We start from the raw sequence: 22,416 nt of genomic DNA, 5'->3' as shown, positions 1-22,416 counted from the left end.
TCCCAGCGCCCCCGGGCGAGCGCAGCTCGCTTCAGGGGCGCGGGGAACTGCGCGACCAGCCACGACGAGAACCGCACCCGACAACGAACCGGTACCGCGTACTACGGTTCCCGCATGCCTCGAGAAGCGGTCATCGGTGTCGACATCGGTACCTCCAGCAGCAAGGGCGTCCTCGTCGCCCTCGACGGCACCGTGCTGCACACCGCCGCCCGCGCCCGCCGCCTCTACATGCCCGCCTCCTGGCTCGTCCGCCGGCTCACCGGCGCCTACGTCCTCGACCGCCACTCCGCCAGCCAGTGCACCCCGCTGTACGACATCGAGTCCCGCAGCTGGTACCGGCCCTGGTCCGACAGCCTCGCCCCCGGTGTCGAACTGCCGCCCCTGGCCTGGTCCGGCGAGCGGGCCGGGACCGTGACCGCCGAGGCCGCCCGGCTGACGGGCCTGCCCGCGGGCATCCCCGTCAGCACCGGCACGATCGACGCCTGGGCGGAGGCGCTCAGCGTCGGCGCGCACCACGTCGGCGACCTGATGCTCATGTACGGGACGACGATGTTCCTGGTGCACACCGTGCCGCGCCCGCTGCGCGACCCGTCGCTGTGGACCACCGTCGGCGCGCTCCCCGGCACCCACAACCTGGCCGGCGGCATGGCCACGTCGGGTGCCGTCACGGACTGGCTGCGCGAGCTGTTCGACGCGGCCGACCACCCCCGGCTGCTGCGCCTCGCGGCGGAGTCGGGACCCGGCGCGAACGGCCTGCTGATGCTCCCCTACTTCGCGGGGGAGCGCAGCCCCGTCATGGACCCGCGGGCCCGCGGCGTCATCGCGGGCCTGACGCTCTCCCACACCCGCGGCGACCTGTACCGCGCGGCCCTGGAGGGCACGGCGTTCGGCGTCCGCCACAACATCGAGGCCATCGAGGCGGCCGGCGGTGACATCCGCCGCGTCGTCGCCGTCGGCGGCGGCACCCGGGGCGACCTGTGGACCCGGATCGTCTCCGACGTCACCGGCAGGGCGCAGGAAGTACGGACGACCACGGTGGGCGCGAGCTACGGAAGCGCCCTGCTGGCCGCCGGACTGGTGACCGAAGCCCGCGTCGACGACTGGAACCCGGTCGCCCGCACGATCGTCCCCGACCCGGCGACGGCGGACCGCTACGACGAGCTGTACGGCCTCTACCGCGATCTCTACCCGGCGTCGGCGCCGGTGGTGCACGCCCTCGCCGCACTCGGGAGCGACGGACCGGCGACCCCACCAGGGGAGTGACGTACGGGGACGCGCCGCCGCATCGGGATGGCGACGGACGGCGCACACGCCGACAATGGCGGCCCACCGTCGTTCCCCCCGTCCACCACTGGAGTGCGCCGTGTCCCGATCCATCGCCCCGCGCGGGGTGAGCGCCTGATGGCCGCCGAGCAGAAGACGTACTCCGGCGACGACATCGAGGTCACGTTCGAACCGGGCCGCTGTCTGCACGCCGCCGAGTGCGTGGGCGGTCTGCCCGAGGTCTTCGACACCGCCCGCCGCCCCTGGATCACACCGGACGCGGCGGACGCCCCGCACGTCGCCGAGGTCGTCCGCCGCTGCCCGTCGGGGGCCCTCACCTACCGCTTCGCCGACGGCACGGGCGAGGAACCGTCGACGCCGACGAGCATCACCAGGACCGCGTCCGGCCAGCTCGCCGTGCGCGGGGACCTGGAGACACGGACGGGCGCGGGCCCCCGGAGGGAGACCCGCGCCCTGCTCTGCGGCTGCGGCGCCAGCGCCCACCAGCCGTACTGCGATCACTCAGGTCCCTGCGGACAGGGCGGCTGAGAGCGGCGGCAGGCGCCGCCGCTCAGGACTCCAGGCGCAGCGAGATGTCCGCGAGGTGGCGGCCCTGGTAGCGGGCGGCCTCGAGCACCGCCTCGTCCGGGCCCTCGCCGCCACCGCTCGGCCAGCTCACGCCATAGGGGTTGCCGCCCGCGTTGAAGATCAGCGGGTCGGTGTAGCCGGGCGGCACGATGACGCAGCCCCAGTGGTAGAAGACGTTGTTCAGGGCGAGGATCGTCGACTCCTGGCCGCCGTGCCGGTTCATCGCCGAAGTGAAGCTGGTGGCGGGCTTGTTGTGGAAGACGCCCGCGTTCCACAGCCCACCGGTCGTGTCGATGAACTGCTTCAGCTGCGCGGTCGGCGTGCCGAACCGGGTGGGCGTGCCGAAGGCGTACGCCGTCGCCCACTCCAGGTCCTCCAGCGTGGCCTCCGCCACCGACTCCTTGGTCGCGTCGACATGCGCGCGCCAGGCCGGATTGGCGTCGATCGCCGAGTCCGGCGCCAGCTCGGGCACCCGCCGCAGCCGCACCTCCGCGTTCCGGCTCCGAGCGCCTTCGGCGACGGCCTCCGCGAGGGCGTGCACGTTTCCGGTGGCGCTGTAGTAGACGACGGCGACGCGTGCTTGCATCGGGTTCTCCTCACACGGGAAATACGGGTGTTACGGACATCCTGGCCCGGTGGGGCGGGTGGCGAACGGGGCTTTGGCCCATACGGGTGAGGCCCTTCGTCCCCTTCCGTCCCCGGCTCAGGTCCCGGTCCCGTGCCCGGTCCGCGGCGCGTCGGTCCCGGTCTACGGCGCGTCGGGTCCGGCCTGCCGGGCGATCCGCTCGAGCCGGCCGCGGAACTCCTCCCACCAGGCCGGATCGTGCGAGGGCAGCGAGTCGTTGTCCTGCCGGTATCCCACCGCCCCGTCCAGCCCCTCCCGCAGGACGTCCGCGTGGCCGGCGTGCCGCTGGGTGTCCGACAGTGTCCTGACCAGCGCGTGGTGCAGGGTGATCGCGGCGCGCTCCGCCGGCCACCACGGCACCGTGCCGGCCGTGTCGAGGGGGAGTTCGCGGACCGTGGCGTCGGCGAGGGCCCAGGCCCGGCGGTAGCGCTCCACGATCAGTTCCCGCGACTCGTCGGCGGCGGCGAACATGTCCGCGTTGGGATCCGTACCGTCCTTGAAGTCGGGCAGCGGCTCGTCGTGGGGGCGGCCGAACGTGTCGCAGAGATAGCCCAGTTCCACGCCGGTGAGGTGCTTCACCACACCCAGGAGGTTCGTCCCCGTCCCGGTGAGAGGGCGGCGCACGTCGTACTCGCTCAGCCCGTCCAGCTTCCACACCAGCGCCTCGCGGGCGTCCTGGAGGTAGCGCAGGAGGTCGTCCTTGTGATCGTTCTCGGTCATGGAGGCAGTCTGCCGGGGCGCGGGCGGGCGTCCAATGGGTTTCGATGGAGGGGTGCGACACGACCAGGAAGGACCCCCGGGCGACCCGCTGAGCGGCCTCCTCGATCAGGTGCGCGGCAGCCTGCGCGATCTGGGCGGCGGCGCGCCCGCCTCGTACATCCCCGAGCTGAGCCGGGTCGACCCCGACCTGTTCGGGCTCAGCCTGTGCGCCCTCGACGGGCAGGTCTACGGCAGCGGCGACACGGACGTGCCGTTCACCGTGCAGTCCGTGTCGAAACCGTTCGTGTTCGCGCTCGCCCTCGCCGACCGCGGCCTGGAGGAGGTGCTCAGCCGGGTGGGCGCCGAGCCGAGCGGCGAGGCGTTCAACTCCATCCGCCTCGAACCCGGCACCGGCCGCCCGCCCAACGCGATGGTCAACGCCGGGGCCATCGTCACCACCTCGCTCGTCGCCGGGGACACCCCCGAGGCGCGCTTCGACCGCATTCTCGACGGGCTGAGCGCCTTCGCCGCCCGGCCGCTCGCCGTCGACGAGGCCGTCTACGCCTCCGAGCGCGCCACCGGCGACCGCAACCGTGCCCTCGCCTACCTCATGCACAACGCCGGTTCCCTCACCGGTGACGTCGAGGACCAGCTCGACGTGTACTTCCGGCAGTGCTCCGTCCTCGTCACCTGCGACGATCTCGCCGTCATGCACGCCACCCTCGCCGCGGGCGGCATCAACCCCGTCTCCGGGGAACGCGTCGTCGCCCCGCGCCACGCCCAGCACGTCCTCGCCGTCATGGCGACCTGCGGCATGTACGACGCGTCGGGCCAGTGGATGCTCCAGGTCGGCATGCCCGCCAAGAGCGGCGTCTCCGGCGCCATCGGGGTCGCCCTGCCCGGCCAGTTCGGCATCGGCGTGTTCAGCCCGCCCCTGGAGGAGAAGGGCAACAGTGTGCGCGGCATCGCCGCCTGCCACCTCCTGTCCGACCAGTTCGGGCTGCACCTGATGCGGGCCAGCGTCCCCGAGCGGCGACCGATGCCGCCCCGCTCCCTGCACCCCGCCCCGCTGCGCTCCCTGCGCCACCGCCCCCGCGACCAGCGCGCAGCCCTCGACGCCCACCCGGACCGCATCCGCGTCCACGTCATGCAGGGCGACCTCGACTTCGCCACCGCCGAACAGACCCTGCGTGCCGCCCGCGAACTCCCCGCCGCCGTCGGCTGGTTCGCCCTCGACCTCACCCGCGTGGGGCGCATCGAACCCGTCGCCGCCGATCTGCTGCGCGCCCTCGGCGAGAACCTGCGCGGCCGCGACGTGCGCATGGTGCTCGCCGACCCCGACCAGCGCCAGGCCATGGTCCACACCGCCGACGAGTTCCCCGACCTCGGCCGCGCCCTGGAGACCTGCGAGGACGCCTTCCTCACCGACCTCGGCCTCGACCCCGCCGCGCCGGTGCCGCTCGCCGACTGCGACCTGTTCGGCCGCGTCGACCCGGACCTGCGGGCCGCCCTCGCCGACGCCTTCGACACCCTGCGCCTCGGCCACGGGGAGAGCGTCGAACCCCCGGGACGGCAGCTGCGCGAACGCATCGTCCTCTGGTACGTCGAATCCGGCCGCCTCGCCGTCTGCGCCGACTCCGCCAAGGCCGTACCCGCCCTGCGCACCTGGTCCGCGGGCCCCGGCGCGGCCCTCACCCCCGCCGACTTCCCGGCCCGTATCGCCCGCCGGGTCCTGGCCGAGCGCGACACCGTCTGCCGCACCCTCACCGCCTCAGGGCTGCTGCACCTGCGCGCCCTCGCCCCCGAAGCGGTGGCCTACCTGGAGCGGGCCCCGCTGGAGGGCGCCGACACGGTGGACCGGCCCGACGCCGGATAGCTACCCGCGCCGGCGCCTGCGGGCCGCGACCGCCTGCGGATCGATCTCCGGATGCGACCAGGCGGCGGCCAGCGCCAGCGACTCGGCGCGCCCGTCCGCGACATGGCCGAGGGCGAGCGCGGCCGCACGGTCCGCGGCGCCGGCCGCGATCGCCTCGTGGAGCTCCTCGTGCTCCGCGCACTGGCGGGCCGCGTCCCGCTGCGCCGTCAGCCGGAACAGCCAGAGCGTGCGCGCCTCCAGCGGCCGCATCATGCTCGTCAGGAGCGGGTTGTCGGCGAGGTCCACGATGTCGGTGTGGAAGCCCGCGTTCGCCGCCGCGATCGCGGCCCGATCCTTGCGCCGGGTCGCGTCGCGCGCCGCGTCGAGCCGGCTCGCGAGCCGCGCCAGACCCTCGGCGTCCGCCCGCTCCGCCGCGAGCCGCGCCGCCAGGGACTCCAGCGATTCGCGTACGTCGAACAGATCCCGGACGTCGGAGGGCGTGAACGGCGAGACCAGGGCCCCGCGACGCGGCACCAGGACCACCAGTCCCTCCGCCTCCAGGCGGCGCAGCGCCTCGCGCAGCGGGATCCGGGACACCTCCAGCTCTGCGGCGAGATCGCGCTCCACCAGCCGCTCACCGGGCTGGAGTTGGGCCTCCACGATGCGCCGCCGCAGCGTGTCGTACGCACGGTCGCGCAGCGAACCGGGCTCCGCGCCCGCCGCCTGTGCCGCTGTCACCAGGGTGTCCTCCGATCGGATCCGGATCTCACAGTAAGCGGACCGCGGGGGAGTGCGCGCAGTGCTAACCAGCCGCTAACACGCGGGCAACATGCGGCTCCCAGACTGAGGGCGCGTAACGGTATACCACTAACGGGCCCGCGGGCCCCGCCCTTTGGAGGCACCTCAGTGGCACACACCCCTCTTCGTCGTCCGGGCGCGCTGGCGGCCGGAGCCTGTCTCGCCCTGCTCACCGGATGCGGCGGCGCGTCCTCCGCGCAGGATGCGCCGAAGGCCTCCGACGGCGACCTCAAGGTCGGTGTCCTGTTCCCCGGCTCGCTCTCCGACGACGGATTCATGGAGTCCGCCTACCGCGGCTACCAGCGCGCCGCGAAGCAGCACACCGGCAAGGTGGCGTTCAGCAAGGTCGAGCAGGTGCAGGCCGCCGACTACGAGCAGGCGCTCGTCCGCTTCGCCACCACCTCGGACCTGGTGATCTCGCTGGGCGGGCAGACCGACGCCGCCGTGCGCAAGGTCGCCGCCCGCTTCCCGAAGGTGAGGTTCGCGGAGATCGGCGGCCCGGCCGACGCCGAGCCCACCGCCAACCTCGCCCTCTACGACCCGCAGCAGGCCCAGGCCGCGTACCTCTCCGGCGCGGCGGCCGCCCTCCTGTCGAAGAAGAACACCGTCGGCTTCGTCGGCGGCGCCGAACTGCCCGCCATCGTCAACGCGGCCGACGAGTTCGAGCGCGGCGCCAAGACGGCCGACCCGAAGGTCAAGGTGCTCGCGCCGCAGTACGTCGGCGACTTCAACGACGCCGCCAAGTCCAAGCAGTCCGCGCTCGCCGACTACGGCGCGGGCGCCGACGTCCTCGGCCAGGTCCTCAACCTCGGCCACAAGGGCATCGCCCAGGCCGCGAAGGGCCGCGGCGGACAGCTCGTCGGCGGCCCGCTCGCCCACGACTGCGCCAGTGACACCACCTACGCCGGATACGTCGAGACGGACATCGGCGCCGAGATCGAGTACGCCACCGACCACCTGGTGAAGGGGGACTGGAAGGCCGAGTCGGTGCACTTCGGCCTCACCTTCGCCACCCCGCACAACGACCTCGTGCTGTGCGGCACCGGCGACTCCGTGAGCGCCGCGAAGAAGAAGCTCGACACCATCAAGGCGAAGCTCACGTCCGGGGAGATCACCACCCGATGACGCACCCGGCACCCGCACTCCGTATCACCTCGCTCGCCAAGTCCTACGGCGGCGTACGGGCGTTGGACGGCATCGACCTCGCCGTACGGCCCGGCACCGTGCACTGCGTGCTCGGCGAGAACGGCGCCGGGAAGTCCACCCTGTGCCACGCCGTCGGCGGCTCACTCGTCCCGGACACCGGCACCCTCGACCTCTACGGGCGGCCCTACGCGCCGCGCCGCCCCGCCGACGCGCTCGCCGCCGGAGTCGCCCTGGTCCATCAGCACTTCAGCCTCGTGCCCACGCTGACCGTCGAGCAGAACCTGCGGCTGCTGCGCCTGACCGGCCTCGACCGCGAACTCGCGCGCGTCCGGGACACGTACGGCCTGGAGGTCGGGCGTGACGCCCGCGTCGAGGAACTGCCGGTGGCCGCCCGCCAGCAGGTCGAGATCGTCAAGGCGCTGCTGCGCTCGCCCCGACTCCTCGTCCTCGACGAGCCGACCGGCGTCCTCGGCCCGGCGGAGACCGACGCGCTGCTCGCCACCTGCCGGAGCATCGCCGACGCGGGCGGCGCCGTCGTCCTCGTCACGCACAAGCTCGGCGAGGCGCTGCGCGCCGGTGACGAGGCCACCGTCCTGCGCGGCGGACGCGTCGCGGGCGGCGGCCCGCTCACCGAACTCGGCACCCGCCAACTGGTCCCGATGATGATCGGCCGCGCCGCCGACTCCCTGGACCCGGCCCTCGCCGGAGCGGTCGGCCTCGCCGAACCGGTGACCAGCGCCGCACGCGCGACACCCCGGGCGAAGGGCTCCGCGCTGGCCCTGAGCGGCGTCACCGTGCGCCGCCCCGACGGCACCCACGCACTCGACGGCGTCGACCTCGACATCGGCCGGGGCGAGATCGTCGGCATCGCCGGGGTCGAGGGCAACGGACAGAGCGAACTCATGGCTCTGCTCGGCGGCTCCCTCGCACCGGGCGGCGGCCGCATCGCCCTCGACGGCCGGGACGTCACCGGCGCCGGACCCGCCGCCCGCACCCGGGCCGGGCTCGGCGTGGTCCCCGAGGACCGCCACCACGAGGGCTGCGTACCGGAGTTGTCCATCGCGGAGAACCTGCACCTCGGGCAGCTCGGCCGGTTCCGCAAGTGGGGCCTCGCCCTCGACCGGGCCGCGCTGGCCCGGGCCACCGACGAGGCGATCACCGCACACGGCATCCGGGCCGCGGGACCCGACGCGCCGATGTCCACCCTGTCCGGCGGCAACCAGCAGAAAGTCGTCCTGGCCCGCGAACTGGCCCTGGACCCGCTGGTCGCCCTCGCCGCCGCCCAGCCGACCCGCGGCCTCGACATCGGCGCCGTCGACGCCGTGCACACCCGGATCAGGGAAGCGGCCGCCCGCGGCGCGGGAGTGCTCCTCGTCTCCGCCGAACTGGACGAACTCCTCGCCCTGAGCGACCGCGTCCTCGTCGCCTACCGGGGCCGCCTGCTCGGCCCCGTCGACCCGCGCGACACCAACGCCCGCGACCGGATAGGGGAGTTGATGGTGGGCGCGGCACCGGCGCAGACCGTGCCCTGATGCGCGTACCAGCAGAGCACCCGTCGCCCTGATGGGCGTACCCGCCGGACAGCCCCCGCCCTGATGCGCGTACCCGCCGAACATCCCTCGCCCGCAGACCGTCCCGCACCGCATCCCGACCGCCCGAGGAATCCCGTGACCGCCACCACCACCGCGCCCCCACCGGGCCGCCGAACCGCCCCGCGCCCCGCCGACCTCGCCCGGCACCCCGTCTCCGTCGCCGTCCTGGCAGCCCTGCTCGCCCTCGGCGTCGGCATCCTGCTCGTCGTCGCGGCCGGCGCCGACCCCGCCACCGCCTGGGCCGCCCTCGACGAGGGCATGTTCGGCTCCCCGTACGCCATCGGCAGCTCCCTGAACTCCGCCGCCGTCCTGGCCCTCATCGCCACCGGCTTCACCGTCGCCCACCGCGCCGGACTCGTGAACGTCGGCGGCGAGGGCCAGCTCTGCGCGGGCGGCACCGCCGCTGCCGCCACCGGACTCGCCCTGCCCGCCGCCGTCCCCGGCGCGATCGGCGTGCCGCTGATCCTGCTCGCCGGATTCCTCGGCGGCGCCGCCTGGGCGGGCATCGCCGCCTGGCTGAAGGTGCGGCGCGGCGTCAGCGAAGTGATCACCACTTTGCTGCTGAACTTCATCGGCCTCGGGCTCGTCTCCGTGTCCGTCCACGAAGCGGCCCTGCTGCGCCAGCCGGTGACCTCGTCGGAGACACTGCCGCAGTCCGCGCCGCTGCCCACCGGCGCCCAACTGCCGCTGATCGGCGGCGTCGAGTCGCCCGCCACGGCTGTCGTGATCATCGCCGCCGTCCTCGCCCTCGGTGTCGGAGTCGCCCTGCGGCACACCGCGACCGGCGTGCGGCTGCGCGCGGTCGGGCACTCGCCCGCCGCCTCCGCCCGGCTCGGGCTGCCCGTAGCCCGTCTGGAGGGCGGCTCGCTCGCCTTCGCCGGCGGCCTCGCGGGACTCGCGGGCGCCGCGCTGATCGCCACCGCCCCCTATGTGCTCGCCGAGAACTTCTCCTCCGGCTACGGCTTCTCCGGCCTGGTCGTCGGGCTGCTCGCCCGGGGCTCCCTGACCGCCGTCGCCGCCGCGAGCCTGCTGTTCGGCTTCCTCACCAGCGGCGGCATCAACCTCCAGCTCGCCGCCCAGGTACCGGCCCAGACCGTACAGATCGTGCAGAGCCTGCTCGTGCTGTTCATCGCCGCCGCCATGCTGATCACCCACCGCAGGACGAGGAGCGGCTCATGAGTGCCGTCGTCGACGAACTCGCCTCCGGCGGCGTCCGCATGGCGCTGCCGCTGCTCCTCGCCTCCTCCGGCGAACTGCTCAGCGAACGCGCGGGCGTCCTCAACCTCTCCGTCGAGGGCATGATGCTCACCGGCGCCTTCGCGGGCGCCGCCGGAGCGCACGCCTCCGGCAGCGCGGGCGTCGGCGTGCTCACCGCACTCGCCGCGGGCTTTCTCTTCGCCGCCCTGCAAGCGCTCCTCAGCGTCACCCTGCGCGCCGACCAGATCGTCACCGGCATCACCGCGAACGCCCTCGCCCTCGGCGCCACCACCTACGGCTCCCGGCTCCTCTTCGGCGACGGCAGCCGCAACAGTGCCCTGCCCGGCTTCGACCCGCTGCCCGTGCCCGGGCTGCACGCGATCCCCGTCATCGGGCCGGCCCTCTTCGAGCAGACGCTCCTCGGCTACGCCGCGTTCGCGATCACGGCGCTCCTCGCCCTCACGCTGAGCCGCCGCACGACCTGGGGCCTCGCCGTCGACGCCGTCGGCGAGGACGCGCTCACCGCCGACCGGTGCGGACTGCCCGTCCGGCCGATCCGCTACGTCGTCATCCTGCTCACCGGCGCCACCTCCGCCCTCGCCGGCGCCCACCTCGCCCTCTCCGAAGTGCACGCCTTCAGCGACAACATCACCGGAGGCATCGGCTACCTCGCGGTCGTCGCCGTCATCGCGGGGCGCTGGCGCGCCTGGCCGACCCTGCTCGCCTGCCTCGTCTTCGGCCTCGCCCAGTCCCTCCAGTTCGCGGCCCCCGCCCTCGGCCTGCACCTCTCCGCGCCGCTGCTCGTCACGCTCCCGTACGTGTTCGCGCTGCTCGCCGTGAGCGGCCTGGTGGGCCGCAGCCGCGCGCCCAAGGGACTCACCGTGCCGTTCCTGCGGGGCAGTTGACCGTCCCGCACCCGCACCCGCCCGTACGTCCTTCGTCAGGAGCACCCGCACCATGACCCTGATCCTCACCCGGTCCACCATCCGCGAGCTGCTCGCCGACCAGGTCGAGGAGGTGGAGGCGGCCGTGGCCCGCGCCCACCGCGACCTCACCCTCGGCGCAGCCGTGCTGCCCGCCCCGCCCGCCCTGAGACTCCCGGGCAGCCAGGGCACGTTCCTCGCCATGGCCGCCGCCTCCGCGACCGACGGCCTCGCCGTCGTCAAACTCCTCGCCGACCTCCCCGGCAACCGGGACCACGGCCTGCCCGTCCAGCGTTCCGCGGTCCTCGCCACCGACGCCGACACCGGAGCCTGCCGCGCCCTGCTCGACGGCGCCGAACTCACCCGCGTCCGCACCGCCGCCGCCACCGCCGTCGCCACCCGCGCCCTGGCCCGCGCCGACGCCACCACCCTCGGCCTGATCGGCACCGGACCCCTGGCCCGCGCGCACGCCAGGGCCCTGCTGCCCGGCCGCCCCTACGAGCAGGTCGTGCTCTGGGGCCGCACCCCGGCAGCCGCCCACGACCTGGCCGCCTGGATCACCGCCGAACTCGGCGTCCCCGCGAAGGCCCTGGACGGACCACGGGCCGTCACCGAGACCTGCGACGTGCTGTGCACCCTCACCCCGTCCCGCGAACCGCTCGTCGAGGGCGCCTGGCTGACGCCAGGTCAGCACATCAACGCGGTCGGTGCCCCGCCCCGTCCCGACCACCGCGAACTCGACACGGAGGCGATGCTGCGCTCCCGGATCGTCGTCGACGCGTACGACACGGCCCGCGCCAAGTCCGGTGAGGTCCTCATCCCGCTCGCCGAGGGCGCCCTGAGCGAGGACGACTTCCGCACCGAACTCGGCGACGTCCTCGCGGGCACCGCACCCGGCCGCACAGCCGACACCGACCTGACCCTCTTCGACTCCGTCGGCGTCGGCCTCCAGGATCTCGCCGTGACCCGGCTGCTGACCGACCTCGCCGAGCAGCGGGGCCTCGGCACACGTATCGATCTCGGCGCCTGACGGCTGCCCGCACACGACCCCATAATGGCCGCGTGACCCTCACCCCGGACGTCAACTCCCCCTTCGAGGAACGTGTTTCCGTGGTCGTCGTCGGCGCGGGCCCGGCCGGACTCACCGTCGGGAACATCCTGCGCGCGGCCGGGGTCGACTGCGTGGTCCTGGAGTGCGAGACCCGCGCGTTCATCGAGCACCGGCCGCGCGCGGGCGTCATCGAGGAGTGGGCGGTGCGCGCCCTGGACCGCCGCGGCCTGGCCGCCCCGCTGCTGGCGCGCGCCGAGCGCCACACCGCCTGCGCCTTCCGCTTCGAAGGAGAACAACACCGGGTCGACTACCACGAACTGACGGGCAGTCATCACTACGTCTATCCGCAGCCGCTGCTCGTGACGGACCTGGTGCGCGAGTACGCCGATGCACGCGGCGGTGACATCCGCTTCGGCGTCCGCGACGTCACGCTGCACGACATGGAGTCCGACCGGCCCGCCGTCTCCTACACCTGCCCCGACACCGGACGGCGCCGCCTGCTGCACTGCTCCTTCGTCGCGGGCTGCGACGGGGCGCGCGGCGCGAGCCGGGCCGCGCTGCCCGGGGGCCGGGTTCGAGTCGCCCGCCACGACTACGGCATCGGCTGGCTCGCCCTGCTCGCCGAGGCGCCACCCTCCGCGGACTGCGTGCTGTTCGGGGTGCACCCGGACGGCTTCGCCGGGCAGATGCCCCGCAGCCCCGAGATCACCCGCTACTACCTCCAGTGCCCGCCCGGCGACGATCCGGACGCCTGGCCCCACGACCGCGTCTGGTCCCAGCTGCACCGGCGCCTCGCCGCCGCCGGAGCCGCACCCCTGACCGAGGGGCGGCTCATCGAGAAGCGCGTCCTCGACATGCACGACTACGTCGTCGAACCGATGACCGTCGGCCGGCTCCACCTCGCCGGGGACGCCGCCCACCTCGTCGCCCCCATCGCCGCCAAAGGCATGAACCTGGCCCTGCACGACGCCTTCCTCCTCGGCGACGCGCTCACCGCCCGCCTCACCGGCACCGACCCGGACGGCACGGCACTCACGGGCTACTCGTCCACCTGTCTGCGCCGGGTCTGGGACTACCAGGAATTCTCCCAATGGCTGTCGGAGGTGTACCACGGCGCCGCAGCGGGGGACCCGTTCCGTACGGGCACGAGCCTGGCCAGGCTGCGCCGCCTGTTCACCTCGCCGCGGGCCGCCGCCGCGTTCGCCGAGCAGTACCTGGGCACGGCGGAGCGGTACTGACCGCGTCGCAGAAGGCGCTCCTGGCCGCCGCGCGCGCACGGCACCGTGCCGATATGGTGACGAAGCGGTACACCGGAGAGTCATATGGGCCCTGCAAACGAGCCGGACATCGGCCTCGAAGAGCGACTGCGACTGACCGGCATGGGCAGCTTCGACTGGGATCTGGAGGGCGGTTCCCTCCACCTGGACGACAACTGCCGTGCCGTACTCGACCTGTCCCCGGACGAATTCCTGGGGACTGTGGCGTCCCTGCGACAGCGGGTACCGCCGGAGGAGATCGTGCGCGTCACCGCGATCGTCAACGAGACGGTCTCGGCCGGCCGCGACACCTACGGCGTGTACTTCCAGGTCAGCATGCGCGACGGCACCACACGCCTCACCCACGTCTCGGGACGCGTCCTGCGCGACCCGCGGGGGCGGGCCGTGCGGATCGTCGGCGTGCTGCGCGCGGCACCCCACGAACCGGCCGAGCTGGCCGGTCTCGACGGGGCCGACGCGAACCGCCGCCGGGTGGCCCTCATGGTCCAGGGCACCACCGAGGCGCTGTCCCGGGCCGTGACCGTCGACGACGTCGTGGCCGTCCTCTCGGGCGCCGGCGGCCTCGACCGGTTCGCCGCCGACGGGCTCGTCCTCGGCCTGGTCGAGGGCACGGACCTGAAACTGATCGCCCTCGTCGGCCAGTCGATGCAGGCCCTCGACGAACTCAAACTGCACCGGATCGACGACTCCTTGCCGCTCGCCGAAGTGGTCATGAGCCGCCGGCCCCGGTTCGTCGGTGACCTGTCCGACCTCGGCCACCGGTTCACCCGTCTGGCCCCCTACATCGACCGGCTCAAACTGGGGTCCGTGGCGTTCCTGCCGCTGGTCGCCCAGGACCGCGCCATCGGCGGGCTCGCCCTGTTCTACCGCGGCAGCCGGGACTTCTCCGACGCCGACCGCAACCTGTGCATCGGCCTGTCCGGCATCGTCGCCCAGTCCCTCCAGCGGGCCATCCTCTTCGACGAGGAGCGCGACCTCGCCCGCAGCCTCCAGTCCACGATGCTGCCCAAGAGCATCCCCCAGGTCCCCGACACCGAACTCGCGGTCCGCTACCACGCCGCGTGGGGCGGCCGTCAGGTCGGCGGCGACTTCTACGACGTCATCGTGCTGCCGCGCGGCCGGTTCGGCATCGTCGTGGGCGACGTCGAGGGACACGACACCCACGCGGCCGCGATCATGGGCCAGCTCCGGATCGCGCTGCGGGCGTTCGCGGGCGAGGGGCACCCACCCGCCACGGTGCTCTCGCGGGCCTCCCGGTTCCTGGCCGAACTGGACACGGAACGGTTCGCGACGTGCACGTACGCCCAGTTCGACCCGGCCACCGGCATCGTCCGCGCCGTGCGGGCCGGACATCTGCCCCCGCTCGTGCGGCACGCCGACGGCCGGGTCGGCATTCCCCGGCTGCGCGGCGGACTGCCCCTGGGCCTCGCCACCGAATTCGAGCAGGACGACTTCCACGAGACGCGCCTCGACCTCGTGCCGGGCGAGACCCTCGTGCTGTGCACCGACGGTCTCGTGGAGGAGCCGGGTGTCGACATCGACGCCGGTCTGCGCACCCTCGCCGACGCGCTGAGCACCGGGCCGTCCACGGCGGAACGGATCGCCGACCACCTCTCCAAGTCGCTGTGGGAGAAGTGGGGCAGCGGGGACGACGTGGCGCTGCTCGTCCTGCGCCGGGTGCCCGACTCGGGCACCCCCCAGGCGCCCCGCATGCACCGCTACGTCCACCAGGCCGACCCCGAAGGCCTGGCCGACGCGCGGGCCGCGCTGCGCGAACACCTCACCGCCTGGGGCCTCGGTGTCATGGCCGACGACGTGGAGACGGCAGCCGGCGAACTGCTGGTCAACGCCCTCATGCACACCGAGGGCGGCGCCGTCCTCACCCTCGAAGTGCTCACCGGACCGCCGCGCGCGGTCCGCCTGTGGGTCAAGGACCGCTCCAGCGCCCGCCCCCACCGGCGCACCCCGGGGGAGACGGCGACCTCCGGACGCGGCATGGTCATGGTCGAGGCGATGGCGTCGCGCTGGGGAGTCGAGCCGCGCGGCGAGGGCAAAGCGGTGTGGTGCGACTTCACCGTGCCCGACTCCTGAGCGCGCCTAGGGCCTGTCCGGCGGATCTTGTCACAGGCGCGGGGTCTGGCACGCCCATCTGCGGCGTTGTCGTCGGTTGCCAACGCTCCGCGTTGTCGCCCTCCTCCGCCTTGCAGCTGCACGCACCAGACCCCGCTCACCAGCACAGAACCGTGCGGGCCACCCGGACGCGACCTGATCCGCCGGACAGGCCCTAGCGGCGTCAGCGCAGCTTGTTCACCGCCGTCACCGTCGTCTTCTTGAAGGCGGCCACCGGCGCCTGCGCGAAGTCGCCCATCTGCCCCCACTGGACGACCGTCACGACCGAGCCGTCCCGGCCCACCGAGAAGAGATTGATGTCGGAGGCGCCCCACGAGGCCTCGGTGTGCACGCCGTACACGTACGCGCCCTCCTCCACGGACAGCTTCCCGTAGTACTTCTGCCGGGCGGTGACCTCGGGGTCCTGCGCCGTCACGTCCTTCGCGCAGCTGTCGAGGTGCCGGCGCAGCAGCGCCACGAACTCCTTGGCGGCCGCGGCGTCCCGCTCCACGACCGTCACCTGGAGCGCGCCCGTGTCCAGGTCGGTGCGGTAGACGCGGTGCACCGACGTCGACGGCAGGGCGTCGCCCACGCACAGCGGCAGCGGGTCGGGCTGCCCGGACGTGACCGGCCCCGCGGTCCAGGCGGACGCGGAGTTCGGCGGCAGCTCGGACGGCGACAGGAAGCGGGGCGTGCCCGCCGCCGACGCCGGTGCGGCCAGGGCGGCGACCGCCGCGACGGCCGCCGCCGCGCTCGTCGCGAACAGGGCCCGGTTCTTCGTTGCGTTCATGTGTGTCATCCCCGTGTCGATCGGTCGGTCGAGTCGTGCGGACCGCACGACTCACCCACTACGACCCGCGATCAGCCAGGTGCGTTGCACACAGGTTTGTCACAGGTTCGTCCCCGATGTCACCGGCGCAGCGTGCGTCCCGGACGGGCGTCCGTCGTGGCGCCGGAGCGCAGCACGAACTCACCGGCCACGAGGACGTCACGGACACCGGTCGCGTACTGCCAGGGGTCGGCGAACGTCGCCGTGTCGGTGACCTGCGCCGGGTCCAGCACGACGAGGTCGGCGATCTGTCCGGGCGCCAGCGTGCCCCGGTCCGGCAGCGGCAGCCGGGACGCCGGGAGCGAGGTCATCTTCCGTACGGCGTCGGCCAGTTCGAGGACCTTGCGCTCACGGACGTAGCGGGCCAGGACCCGGGCGAAGGTGCCGAAGTTGCGCGGGTGGGGATGGCCGTCGCCCGGCGCGTGCAGCACCCAGCCGTCACTGGCGACGGCCGCGTCGCCGTGTCGCAGCACCGTCTCCACGTCCTGCTCCGCCATGGCGTGGTTGACGATCATCACCTCGCCCTGGTGCGCGGCGAGGACGTCGAGGACCGCGGCGGCGGGCTCGGTGCCCTCGTCCCGGGCGATGTCCGCGATGCTGTCGCCGATCCGGTCGCTGTAGCGGCCCGGGCCCAGCATGGCCAGGACCACGCCCTCGGGCAGGAAGGTCCGGCCGACGGCGGGCCGCAGGTCGGTGAGGATCCGCTCCCGGGTCTCCGGATCGCCCAGGCGCTCGACGAGGGCGCTCGGGCCGCCGTCCATCGCCCAGTCGGGCAGCCGCGAGGTGAGCCGGGTCGAGGACGCCGTGTACGGGTAGACGTCGCAGGCCACGTCCAGACCCCGGTCGGCGGCCGAGTCGATCAGCGCCAGCGCGGTGTCGACCTTGCCGTGGTTGGCCGGGCCCATCGCCTTCAAATGCGAGATCTGAAGCCGTACCCGGGACGCCTCGGCGACGCCGATCGCCTCCTCGACGGCCTCGACGAGCCGGTCGCCCTCGTCCCGCATGTGGGTCGCGTAGAGCAGCCCGTGCCGCGCCGCCTCGGTGGCCAGCGCGACGATCTCGTCCGTGGTCGCGAACGAGCCGGGCGCGTAGATGAGGCCGGTCGACATGCCGAAGACGCCCTGCTCGGCGGCGCGCGCCAACAGGGCGCGCATGGCGTCGAGTTCGGCGGGTCCTGCGGGGGTGCGGGCGGCGCCCGTCACCGCGGTGCGCAGGGCGCCGTGGCCGACGAGCGGGGCGACGTTCAGGGCGGGCCGTGCGGCGTCCACGGCCGCGGCGAACGCGTCCAGGTCCGTCCACTGCGCACCGGCCAGCGTCCCGGGCCCGCCGTCGGCCGGCTCCTCGCCCGCCGCCGTCGGGAACGGCGACAGACCGCAGTTGCCGGTGACCACCGTCGTCACGCCCTGCCGCAGACACGCCTCCGCGTCCGGCATCGCCAGGACGGAGAAGTCCGCGTGCGAGTGCAGGTCGATGAAGCCCGGGGTGACGGTCAGCCCGGTCGCGTCGAGGACGGTGCCGGCCGTCGCCGCCGGGTCCGCCGCGCCGACATGCGCGATGCGGCCGTCGCGTACGCCGATGTCGGCGCGGCGCGGGGCGGCGCCGGTGCCGTCGATCACGGTGGCGCCGGTGATCAGTACGTCGTACGGGGCGGTGGGGTCGGTCATGTCGGATCACTTCCTGAAGAGCGCGGGACGGCGGGGCTGGTGGTGGACCGCGGTGTCACAGAATGAAGACGAGCAGAACGGCGTACAGCGCGCATGCCGGGACGAGCAGCGCCCAGCCGGTGCCGAGCAGATAGGGCAGCCGGTCGGCGCGGGCCATACCCATGGCGCCGACCATGTTGGCGTTGGGCAGCGGCCCGTAGGTGTCCGCCTTCGAGGCCCACAGCAGGATGACGACCCAGGCGGCCGGGGTGATCCCCAACTGGTCGCCGAGCGGGCCGAACACCTCGCCGATGAGGATGACCTGGGCCGCCGTCGCGCCCGGCACGCCCACCCAGCCGAGCGCCGCCACGGCGAGCGCGAACGGCACCGGCGACATGTCGCGCAGCCCGGGACCGAACTTGTCGAGGACCACGTCGTAGGGGTGCAGCAGATCGATGAAGCCGAACAGGGCGGCCAGCATCCAGAACAGCAGCAGCATCGGCAGCATGCGGCGGGCGCCGGTCAGGACCGCGGCGGCGGCGCGCTTCGGGGAGAGCCCGGCGGCGGCCGCGGTCACCACGATGAGCAGCGGCAGGGCGATCAGCGGGAACGTGGTGTCCGCCTTCGTCGCCGTGGCGTAGCAGACGGTGGCGGCGAGCGCCGCGACGAAGGTCCAAGTGGCGCGGCGGGTGCGGGCCGCCTCGCGCGGCGTGGGCTCGGCCTGCCGCTCCTCGGTGACCTCCTCCGGCCGGTAGCGGTCGCCCTGCGCGGCGCTGCGGCGCTGCACCCAGGGCACCACCACGGCGGCGAGCAGCAGCGACAGGATCGCGAGCGGTCCCGCGCCGACGGCGACGTAGGTGAGGTAGCCGGTGTCGGCGGTGTTCATGATGGCGATGTTGGAGCCTGCGAAGGGCGCGAGGGCGAGGCCCGCGCAGCCGCCGAGGAACATCGTCGCCGCCGTCGCCGAGCGGGTGAAACCGGCCCGCGCGGCCACCGGGACGAGCAGCGGCGCGGCGATCGCGAGCGCCCCGGCGAGGGTGCCGAGTCCGGCGACCAGGACCATGCAGGCCGCCATCATCCCGTACATGAGGACGGTCGTGCCGCGGCCGTCGGCGACCCGCATGATGGCGCGTACGAGTCGGTCGGCGACGCCCGTGCGCAGCAGTATCTCGCCGGCCGCCGAACCCAGCACGATGATCAGGCCGATGATCGTCACGGGGTCGGTCACGGAGGTGCCGAGGACGTCACCGGCTTGCCCGGGCGAGGGCAGTGCCACCAGGACGGCGCTGAGCAGGGCGACGGCGGTGACGAGGACGAGGTCAAGGCCCGTCAGGGCCAGCACCGCGTACAGCGCGATGGGGAGGAGTCCCCAGACGGTGGGGGCACCGGTGGTGAGACCGGCGGTCAGGCTCACGGCGAGCGCGAGGGCGGCGGCGCCCAGGGCGAGCGTGCGGCGCGGCGGGCGTTGGCGGGTGGGGGCGGCGGCTTGTGGCGCGGCCGTTCTGGGCATGGCGGGTCCTCGGCACGGGGTCGGGGGGTGAAGGTCGGTTGCCGGGTGCGGGTTTCGTCGTGGCTGAGCGCGCCCCGCGGCGAAGCCGCTGACGGACACTGCCCCGCGCCCCTGAACGCGAGCTGCGCTCGCTTCAGGGGCGCGACAGGGAGGTCAGTCGGTCGGCGTGCCCGGCGCCGCTCTCGGCCGCGATCTCGTCGAGGGTCTGGGCGTCGCGGACGGGGGCGAACCGGACTGCTCCGGCGGTGTCCGTGGCGTAGCCGTGCACGCCGGGCCTGGGGAGGCTGTTGTAGGCCCAGGGCGTCGAGAAGTAGTAGGCGCCGGTGTCGCGCAGCACGACGAAGTCGCCCTCCGCCAGCGGCGGCAGCGCGCGATCCTCCGCGACGATGTCACCCGCGAAGCAGCAGGGGCCCGCCACGTCCTGGGGCACGGGCGCGCCGTCCTTCGGGCGGCCCTGCGCGTCGAAGGCGCCGACCCGCAGCGGCCAGGCGCCCGGCATCAGCACGGTGCGGGTCGCCGTCTGCGCGCCCGCGTGCGTCACCGCGATCCGGCGGCCCCCGGCCTCCTTCGCGTACTCCACGCGCGCCGCGATGAAGCCGTTCTTGGCGAGCAGCGACCGCCCGAACTCCGTGACCAGGCCGTACCGGCCGTCGAACAGGCCCGGCGCCGCGGCGCGCAGGGCGCGCGTGTAGTCCTCGTAGGTGGGACGCACCGTGTCGTCCACGAAGTTCACGGGCAGGCCGCCGCCGATGTCGAGGCTGGTGATCTGCTGCCGGCCGACCGCCGCGTTGATCTCCTCGGCGAGCCGGTACGTCTCCGCGATGCCTTCGGCGATCAGCTCCAACGGACAGCCCTGCGAGCCGACATGGGCGTGCAGCCGGGTCAGCCAGGGGCGTTCGGTGAACGCCCGGACCACGCGCCCGCGCGCGCCCGCGTCGCGCAGCGCGACACCGAACTTGGAGGTGGCCGTCGCGGTGCTCATCGCGCCGATCGAGCCGGAGCCGACCTGCGGGTTGACGCGCAGTCCGATCACGGAGGAACTGCCGGGCGGGCGCAGCGCGTCGATCCGCTCCAGCTCGTCGAGATTGTCGGCGTTCAGCGCCACGCCCAGGGCGAGCGCCCCGGCGATCTCCTCGCGGGTCTTGGCGGGGGAGTCGAGGACGATCCGGTCGGGAGCGCACCCCGCGTCCAGGGCGAGGCGCAGCTCGCCGGGGCTCGCCACCTCGCACCCCATCCCCAGGGCGGCCAGCAGCCGCAGGACGGGGACCAGCGAGGACGCCTTGACCGCGAAGGTGTGCAGCACGTCGGGGACTTCGCCGAACGCGGCGTGCAGCGCGGCGACGGACGCCCGGATGCCGTCGGTGTCGAGGAAGCCGGCCACGGGCTGCTCGGTGCCGACCAGCTTCCGGTCGACGGCGTGCCGCAGCACCGCGGCGACGCGCTCGTTGGCCGTACGCGGGTCCAGGGGAGTGGCGGAATCCAGAGTCACGGCAGCGGCCTTCGTCACGGGAACGGGGGAGGTGCCCCGAGCCTGGCCGCCGCCGCGCGGACACGTCTTCGTACCCCGGTCCAAAACAGCGGCCGTCTTTTGTGGGCCACTCCTAACACCCGCACGAACCCGCTCAAATATCCGTACTGTCCGGGGTGTCGTCCGAGGTGGCGAGCCGTGTCGCGAGGGTGACGATCAGCCGGGTGTCCGGATCGTCGAGGTCGAGGCCGAAGCGTTCCCGCACCCGCTTGAGCCGGTACCGCAACGTGTTGGGGTGCAGCGTCAGAAGTCGCGCGGCCCGCGGTATGTCGCCCGCCGCGTCCAGGTATTCGGTCAGCGAGCGGACCAGGTCGCCGCCGGTGGCGAGGTCGGCGGCGACCATGTCGTGCACCGGACCGCCGTGCCGCTCCCACAACGGCCGGACCGCGTCGAGGACACGGAGCACCGCCACGCTCTGCCGCACGTCCGAGGGACCGGCATGCCGCAGCGGCGGCTCGCCGTCGGTCCGCGCGGCGCGCACCTCGCGCTCCCGCAGGACGCGCACGACCAGCCGCGCCTCCTCGGCCGATGCGGTGGCCGTCAGCGGTGAGGCCACGACCGGGCCCGCGCCGACCCGCACGGCCGGGGCGTCCGGCATCGCCGCGGCCAGGGAGGCCAGGTCCCGGGCGAGCGCGACCGCGTCCCTTTCCTGCCCGTCGGGGACCGGCAGCAGCACGGTGAGCCGATGGCTCTCGCGCAGATACCGCGTGCCCGGCCGATGAGCCCTGGCCTGGAGCGCGAGCGTCTGGAAGACGCGCTCGGGGAAGGGCGCCGCGGACTCCTCCTGCTCGGCGACGACCACCGCGCAGGGCGTCTGCGCGGTGAGCCCGAGCGACCACATGTGGGAGCGGCGGTCGCCCTCGCCGGACAGCAGCCCGCGGACGGCGTGCTGCTCACGGCGCCGCTCGGAGCCGACGCGCAGCCGGTGCTGGAGCAGATACGGCACGGCCACCTCGGCGGCGCGGCGCAGCGCCTCCGGAGCCTCGGGCGTGAAGCCGCCGCCGTCGGCCGCCGCCCAGATCGAGCCGAGCATCTCGCCGCCGTTGCGGATCGCGACGATGAGCCGCTCCGGGTCGCCGCCGTGCGCCGCCCGGTGGATGACGTCGCGGGAGCTCCACAGTGCGCGCAGCAGACCGGCCCGCCGCAGCTCGGCCACCCGCCAGTCGGGGACCTTGCCGCCCAGGATCGTCGACTGGCGGACCGGATCGGCGTCGGGGCCGGTCGCGGAGTGCGCCAGGACCCGGAACTGAGTGTCCTCCACGGTGATGGAGGCGCCGCAGTACCGGGCGACCTCGGCGGCCAGTACGGCGAGCCCGCCGCCCGCGATGTCCCCCGCGAGCCGGTCGCCGGTGCCGAGGGCCGCGAACGCGCAGGCGGAGCGGACCAGCTCGACGGCGTCCGCCCAGTCGGCCCACCCCGCCCGCACCAGCAGGGCGAGGCCGGTCTCCCGCGCGGCCGCGACGATCTCCGCCGGGGGCTGTCCGTCGCCGGTGTCCCTGAGGACGAGGGCGGTGGCGCCCCGCCCGGCCAGCTCGCGCACCCGCTCCGCCGCCGCGACCGGGTCCGGCGCGAGCCCCGCGGCGAGGACGATGTGCCCGTCGTGCGGCCGGGCGGCGTCCTCGTCGCCGATCAGCACGCCGCGGACCGGGGCGTCGGGCCCGGACGGGGCGAGGACGAGACGCAGCACGCCGTCCTCGTCGTGGGCGAGGACCTGGCGCAACGTGGCGTCCTGGGGCGGGGTGGTCACGAGGGCAGGATACGAAGACGCCCCGGGCCCTTCGCC

18 protein-coding genes are annotated in these 22,416 nt (G+C 74.1%); 10 read left to right on the top strand and 8 right to left on the bottom strand.

From position 1 onward, the window contains the following. The first annotated feature begins 114 nt into the window (after positions 1 to 114). Positions 115 to 1,263 carry an FGGY-family carbohydrate kinase gene (locus ACFVDP_RS09730; RefSeq protein ID WP_383486002.1) on the top strand — a complete coding sequence of 383 codons (1,149 nt, stop codon included), beginning with the start codon at positions 115 to 117 and terminating at the stop codon, positions 1,261 to 1,263. Between the two features lie 138 nt (positions 1,264 to 1,401). Beyond that, positions 1,402 to 1,812, top strand: a complete 411-nt coding sequence (locus ACFVDP_RS09725) for a (4Fe-4S)-binding protein (protein ID WP_383485999.1) — start codon at positions 1,402 to 1,404, stop codon at positions 1,810 to 1,812. Between the two features lie 22 nt (positions 1,813 to 1,834). On the opposite strand, the gene wrbA is transcribed toward ACFVDP_RS09725, so the two are convergent. Both wrbA and ACFVDP_RS09715 read right to left on the bottom strand, forming a co-directional pair. Beyond that, positions 1,835 to 2,437 (bottom strand): NAD(P)H:quinone oxidoreductase, encoded by a 603-nt coding sequence (gene wrbA, locus ACFVDP_RS09720; RefSeq protein ID WP_383485996.1) that lies wholly within the window; start codon positions 2,435 to 2,437, stop codon positions 1,835 to 1,837. 162 nt (positions 2,438 to 2,599) lie between these two features. Beyond that, positions 2,600 to 3,196 carry a DinB family protein gene (locus ACFVDP_RS09715; protein WP_383485993.1) on the bottom strand — a complete coding sequence of 199 codons (597 nt, stop codon included), beginning with the start codon at positions 3,194 to 3,196 and terminating at the stop codon, positions 2,600 to 2,602. 52 nt (positions 3,197 to 3,248) lie between these two features. Here ACFVDP_RS09715 and glsA point away from each other — a divergent pair, with 52 nt between their 5' ends. Next, positions 3,249 to 5,051 (top strand): glutaminase A, encoded by a 1,803-nt coding sequence (glsA, locus tag ACFVDP_RS09710; RefSeq protein ID WP_383485990.1) that lies wholly within the window; start codon positions 3,249 to 3,251, stop codon positions 5,049 to 5,051. Here the strand turns inward: glsA and ACFVDP_RS09705 are convergent, their stop codons facing one another. After that, positions 5,052 to 5,768 (bottom strand): GntR family transcriptional regulator, encoded by a 717-nt coding sequence (locus ACFVDP_RS09705; protein ID WP_383485987.1) that lies wholly within the window; start codon positions 5,766 to 5,768, stop codon positions 5,052 to 5,054. A 168-nt stretch (positions 5,769 to 5,936) separates the two neighbouring features. Between ACFVDP_RS09705 and ACFVDP_RS09700 the strand changes: the two genes are divergently transcribed. The 7 genes from ACFVDP_RS09700 to ACFVDP_RS09670 all read left to right on the top strand — a co-directional run bounded on the left by ACFVDP_RS09700 (position 5,937) and on the right by ACFVDP_RS09670 (position 15,105). Next, entirely contained in the window at positions 5,937 to 6,953 is a 1,017-nt protein-coding gene (locus ACFVDP_RS09700) for a BMP family ABC transporter substrate-binding protein (protein WP_383485985.1), read from the top strand. Then, positions 6,950 to 8,506, top strand: coding sequence for an ABC transporter ATP-binding protein (locus ACFVDP_RS09695; RefSeq protein WP_383485982.1), 1,557 nt, complete (start codon positions 6,950 to 6,952; stop codon positions 8,504 to 8,506). The genes ACFVDP_RS09700 and ACFVDP_RS09695 overlap by 4 nt, the downstream gene beginning before the upstream one ends. Positions 8,507 to 8,641: 135 nt before the next feature. Then, entirely contained in the window at positions 8,642 to 9,745 is a 1,104-nt protein-coding gene (locus ACFVDP_RS09690; RefSeq protein ID WP_383485979.1) for an ABC transporter permease, read from the top strand. Then, a complete protein-coding gene (locus ACFVDP_RS09685; protein ID WP_383485976.1) occupies positions 9,742 to 10,668 on the top strand; it encodes an ABC transporter permease in 927 nt (308 codons plus the stop codon). Before ACFVDP_RS09690 ends, ACFVDP_RS09685 begins: the two co-directional genes overlap by 4 nt. A gap of 52 nt (positions 10,669 to 10,720) precedes the next feature. Then, entirely contained in the window at positions 10,721 to 11,716 is a 996-nt protein-coding gene (locus ACFVDP_RS09680) for an ornithine cyclodeaminase family protein (protein WP_383485973.1), read from the top strand. A 32-nt stretch (positions 11,717 to 11,748) separates the two neighbouring features. After that, positions 11,749 to 12,975 (top strand): 4-hydroxybenzoate 3-monooxygenase, encoded by a 1,227-nt coding sequence (locus tag ACFVDP_RS09675; protein ID WP_383485971.1) that lies wholly within the window; start codon positions 11,749 to 11,751, stop codon positions 12,973 to 12,975. Positions 12,976 to 13,059: 84 nt separating this feature from the next. Further along, on the top strand, positions 13,060 to 15,105 hold the full coding sequence (locus ACFVDP_RS09670) for a SpoIIE family protein phosphatase (RefSeq protein WP_383485968.1): 2,046 nt from the start codon (positions 13,060 to 13,062) through the stop codon (positions 15,103 to 15,105). Between the two features lie 202 nt (positions 15,106 to 15,307). On the opposite strand, the gene ACFVDP_RS09665 is transcribed toward ACFVDP_RS09670, so the two are convergent. The 5 genes from ACFVDP_RS09665 to ACFVDP_RS09645 form a co-directional block, all read right to left on the bottom strand. Beyond that, positions 15,308 to 15,922 carry a hypothetical protein gene (locus tag ACFVDP_RS09665; RefSeq protein WP_383485965.1) on the bottom strand — a complete coding sequence of 205 codons (615 nt, stop codon included), beginning with the start codon at positions 15,920 to 15,922 and terminating at the stop codon, positions 15,308 to 15,310. Positions 15,923 to 16,032: 110 nt separating this feature from the next. Next, positions 16,033 to 17,616, bottom strand: coding sequence for an amidohydrolase family protein (locus ACFVDP_RS09660; protein ID WP_383485962.1), 1,584 nt, complete (start codon positions 17,614 to 17,616; stop codon positions 16,033 to 16,035). A 55-nt stretch (positions 17,617 to 17,671) separates the two neighbouring features. Continuing rightward, positions 17,672 to 19,105 (bottom strand): Na+/H+ antiporter NhaC family protein, encoded by a 1,434-nt coding sequence (locus ACFVDP_RS09655; protein WP_383485960.1) that lies wholly within the window; start codon positions 19,103 to 19,105, stop codon positions 17,672 to 17,674. 133 nt (positions 19,106 to 19,238) lie between these two features. Then, positions 19,239 to 20,588 carry a diaminopimelate decarboxylase gene (locus tag ACFVDP_RS09650; protein ID WP_383486070.1) on the bottom strand — a complete coding sequence of 450 codons (1,350 nt, stop codon included), beginning with the start codon at positions 20,586 to 20,588 and terminating at the stop codon, positions 19,239 to 19,241. Between the two features lie 139 nt (positions 20,589 to 20,727). Next, positions 20,728 to 22,380 carry a helix-turn-helix domain-containing protein gene (locus ACFVDP_RS09645; protein WP_383485957.1) on the bottom strand — a complete coding sequence of 551 codons (1,653 nt, stop codon included), beginning with the start codon at positions 22,378 to 22,380 and terminating at the stop codon, positions 20,728 to 20,730. Positions 22,381 to 22,416 lie beyond the last annotated feature (36 nt).

Source organism: Streptomyces sp. NPDC057694 (assembly GCF_042799415.1).
Classification (GTDB): domain Bacteria; phylum Actinomycetota; class Actinomycetes; order Streptomycetales; family Streptomycetaceae; genus Streptomyces.
Note: the sequence above shows the minus strand (reverse complement) of the source record. Positions and strands in the feature narration are given on the sequence as shown.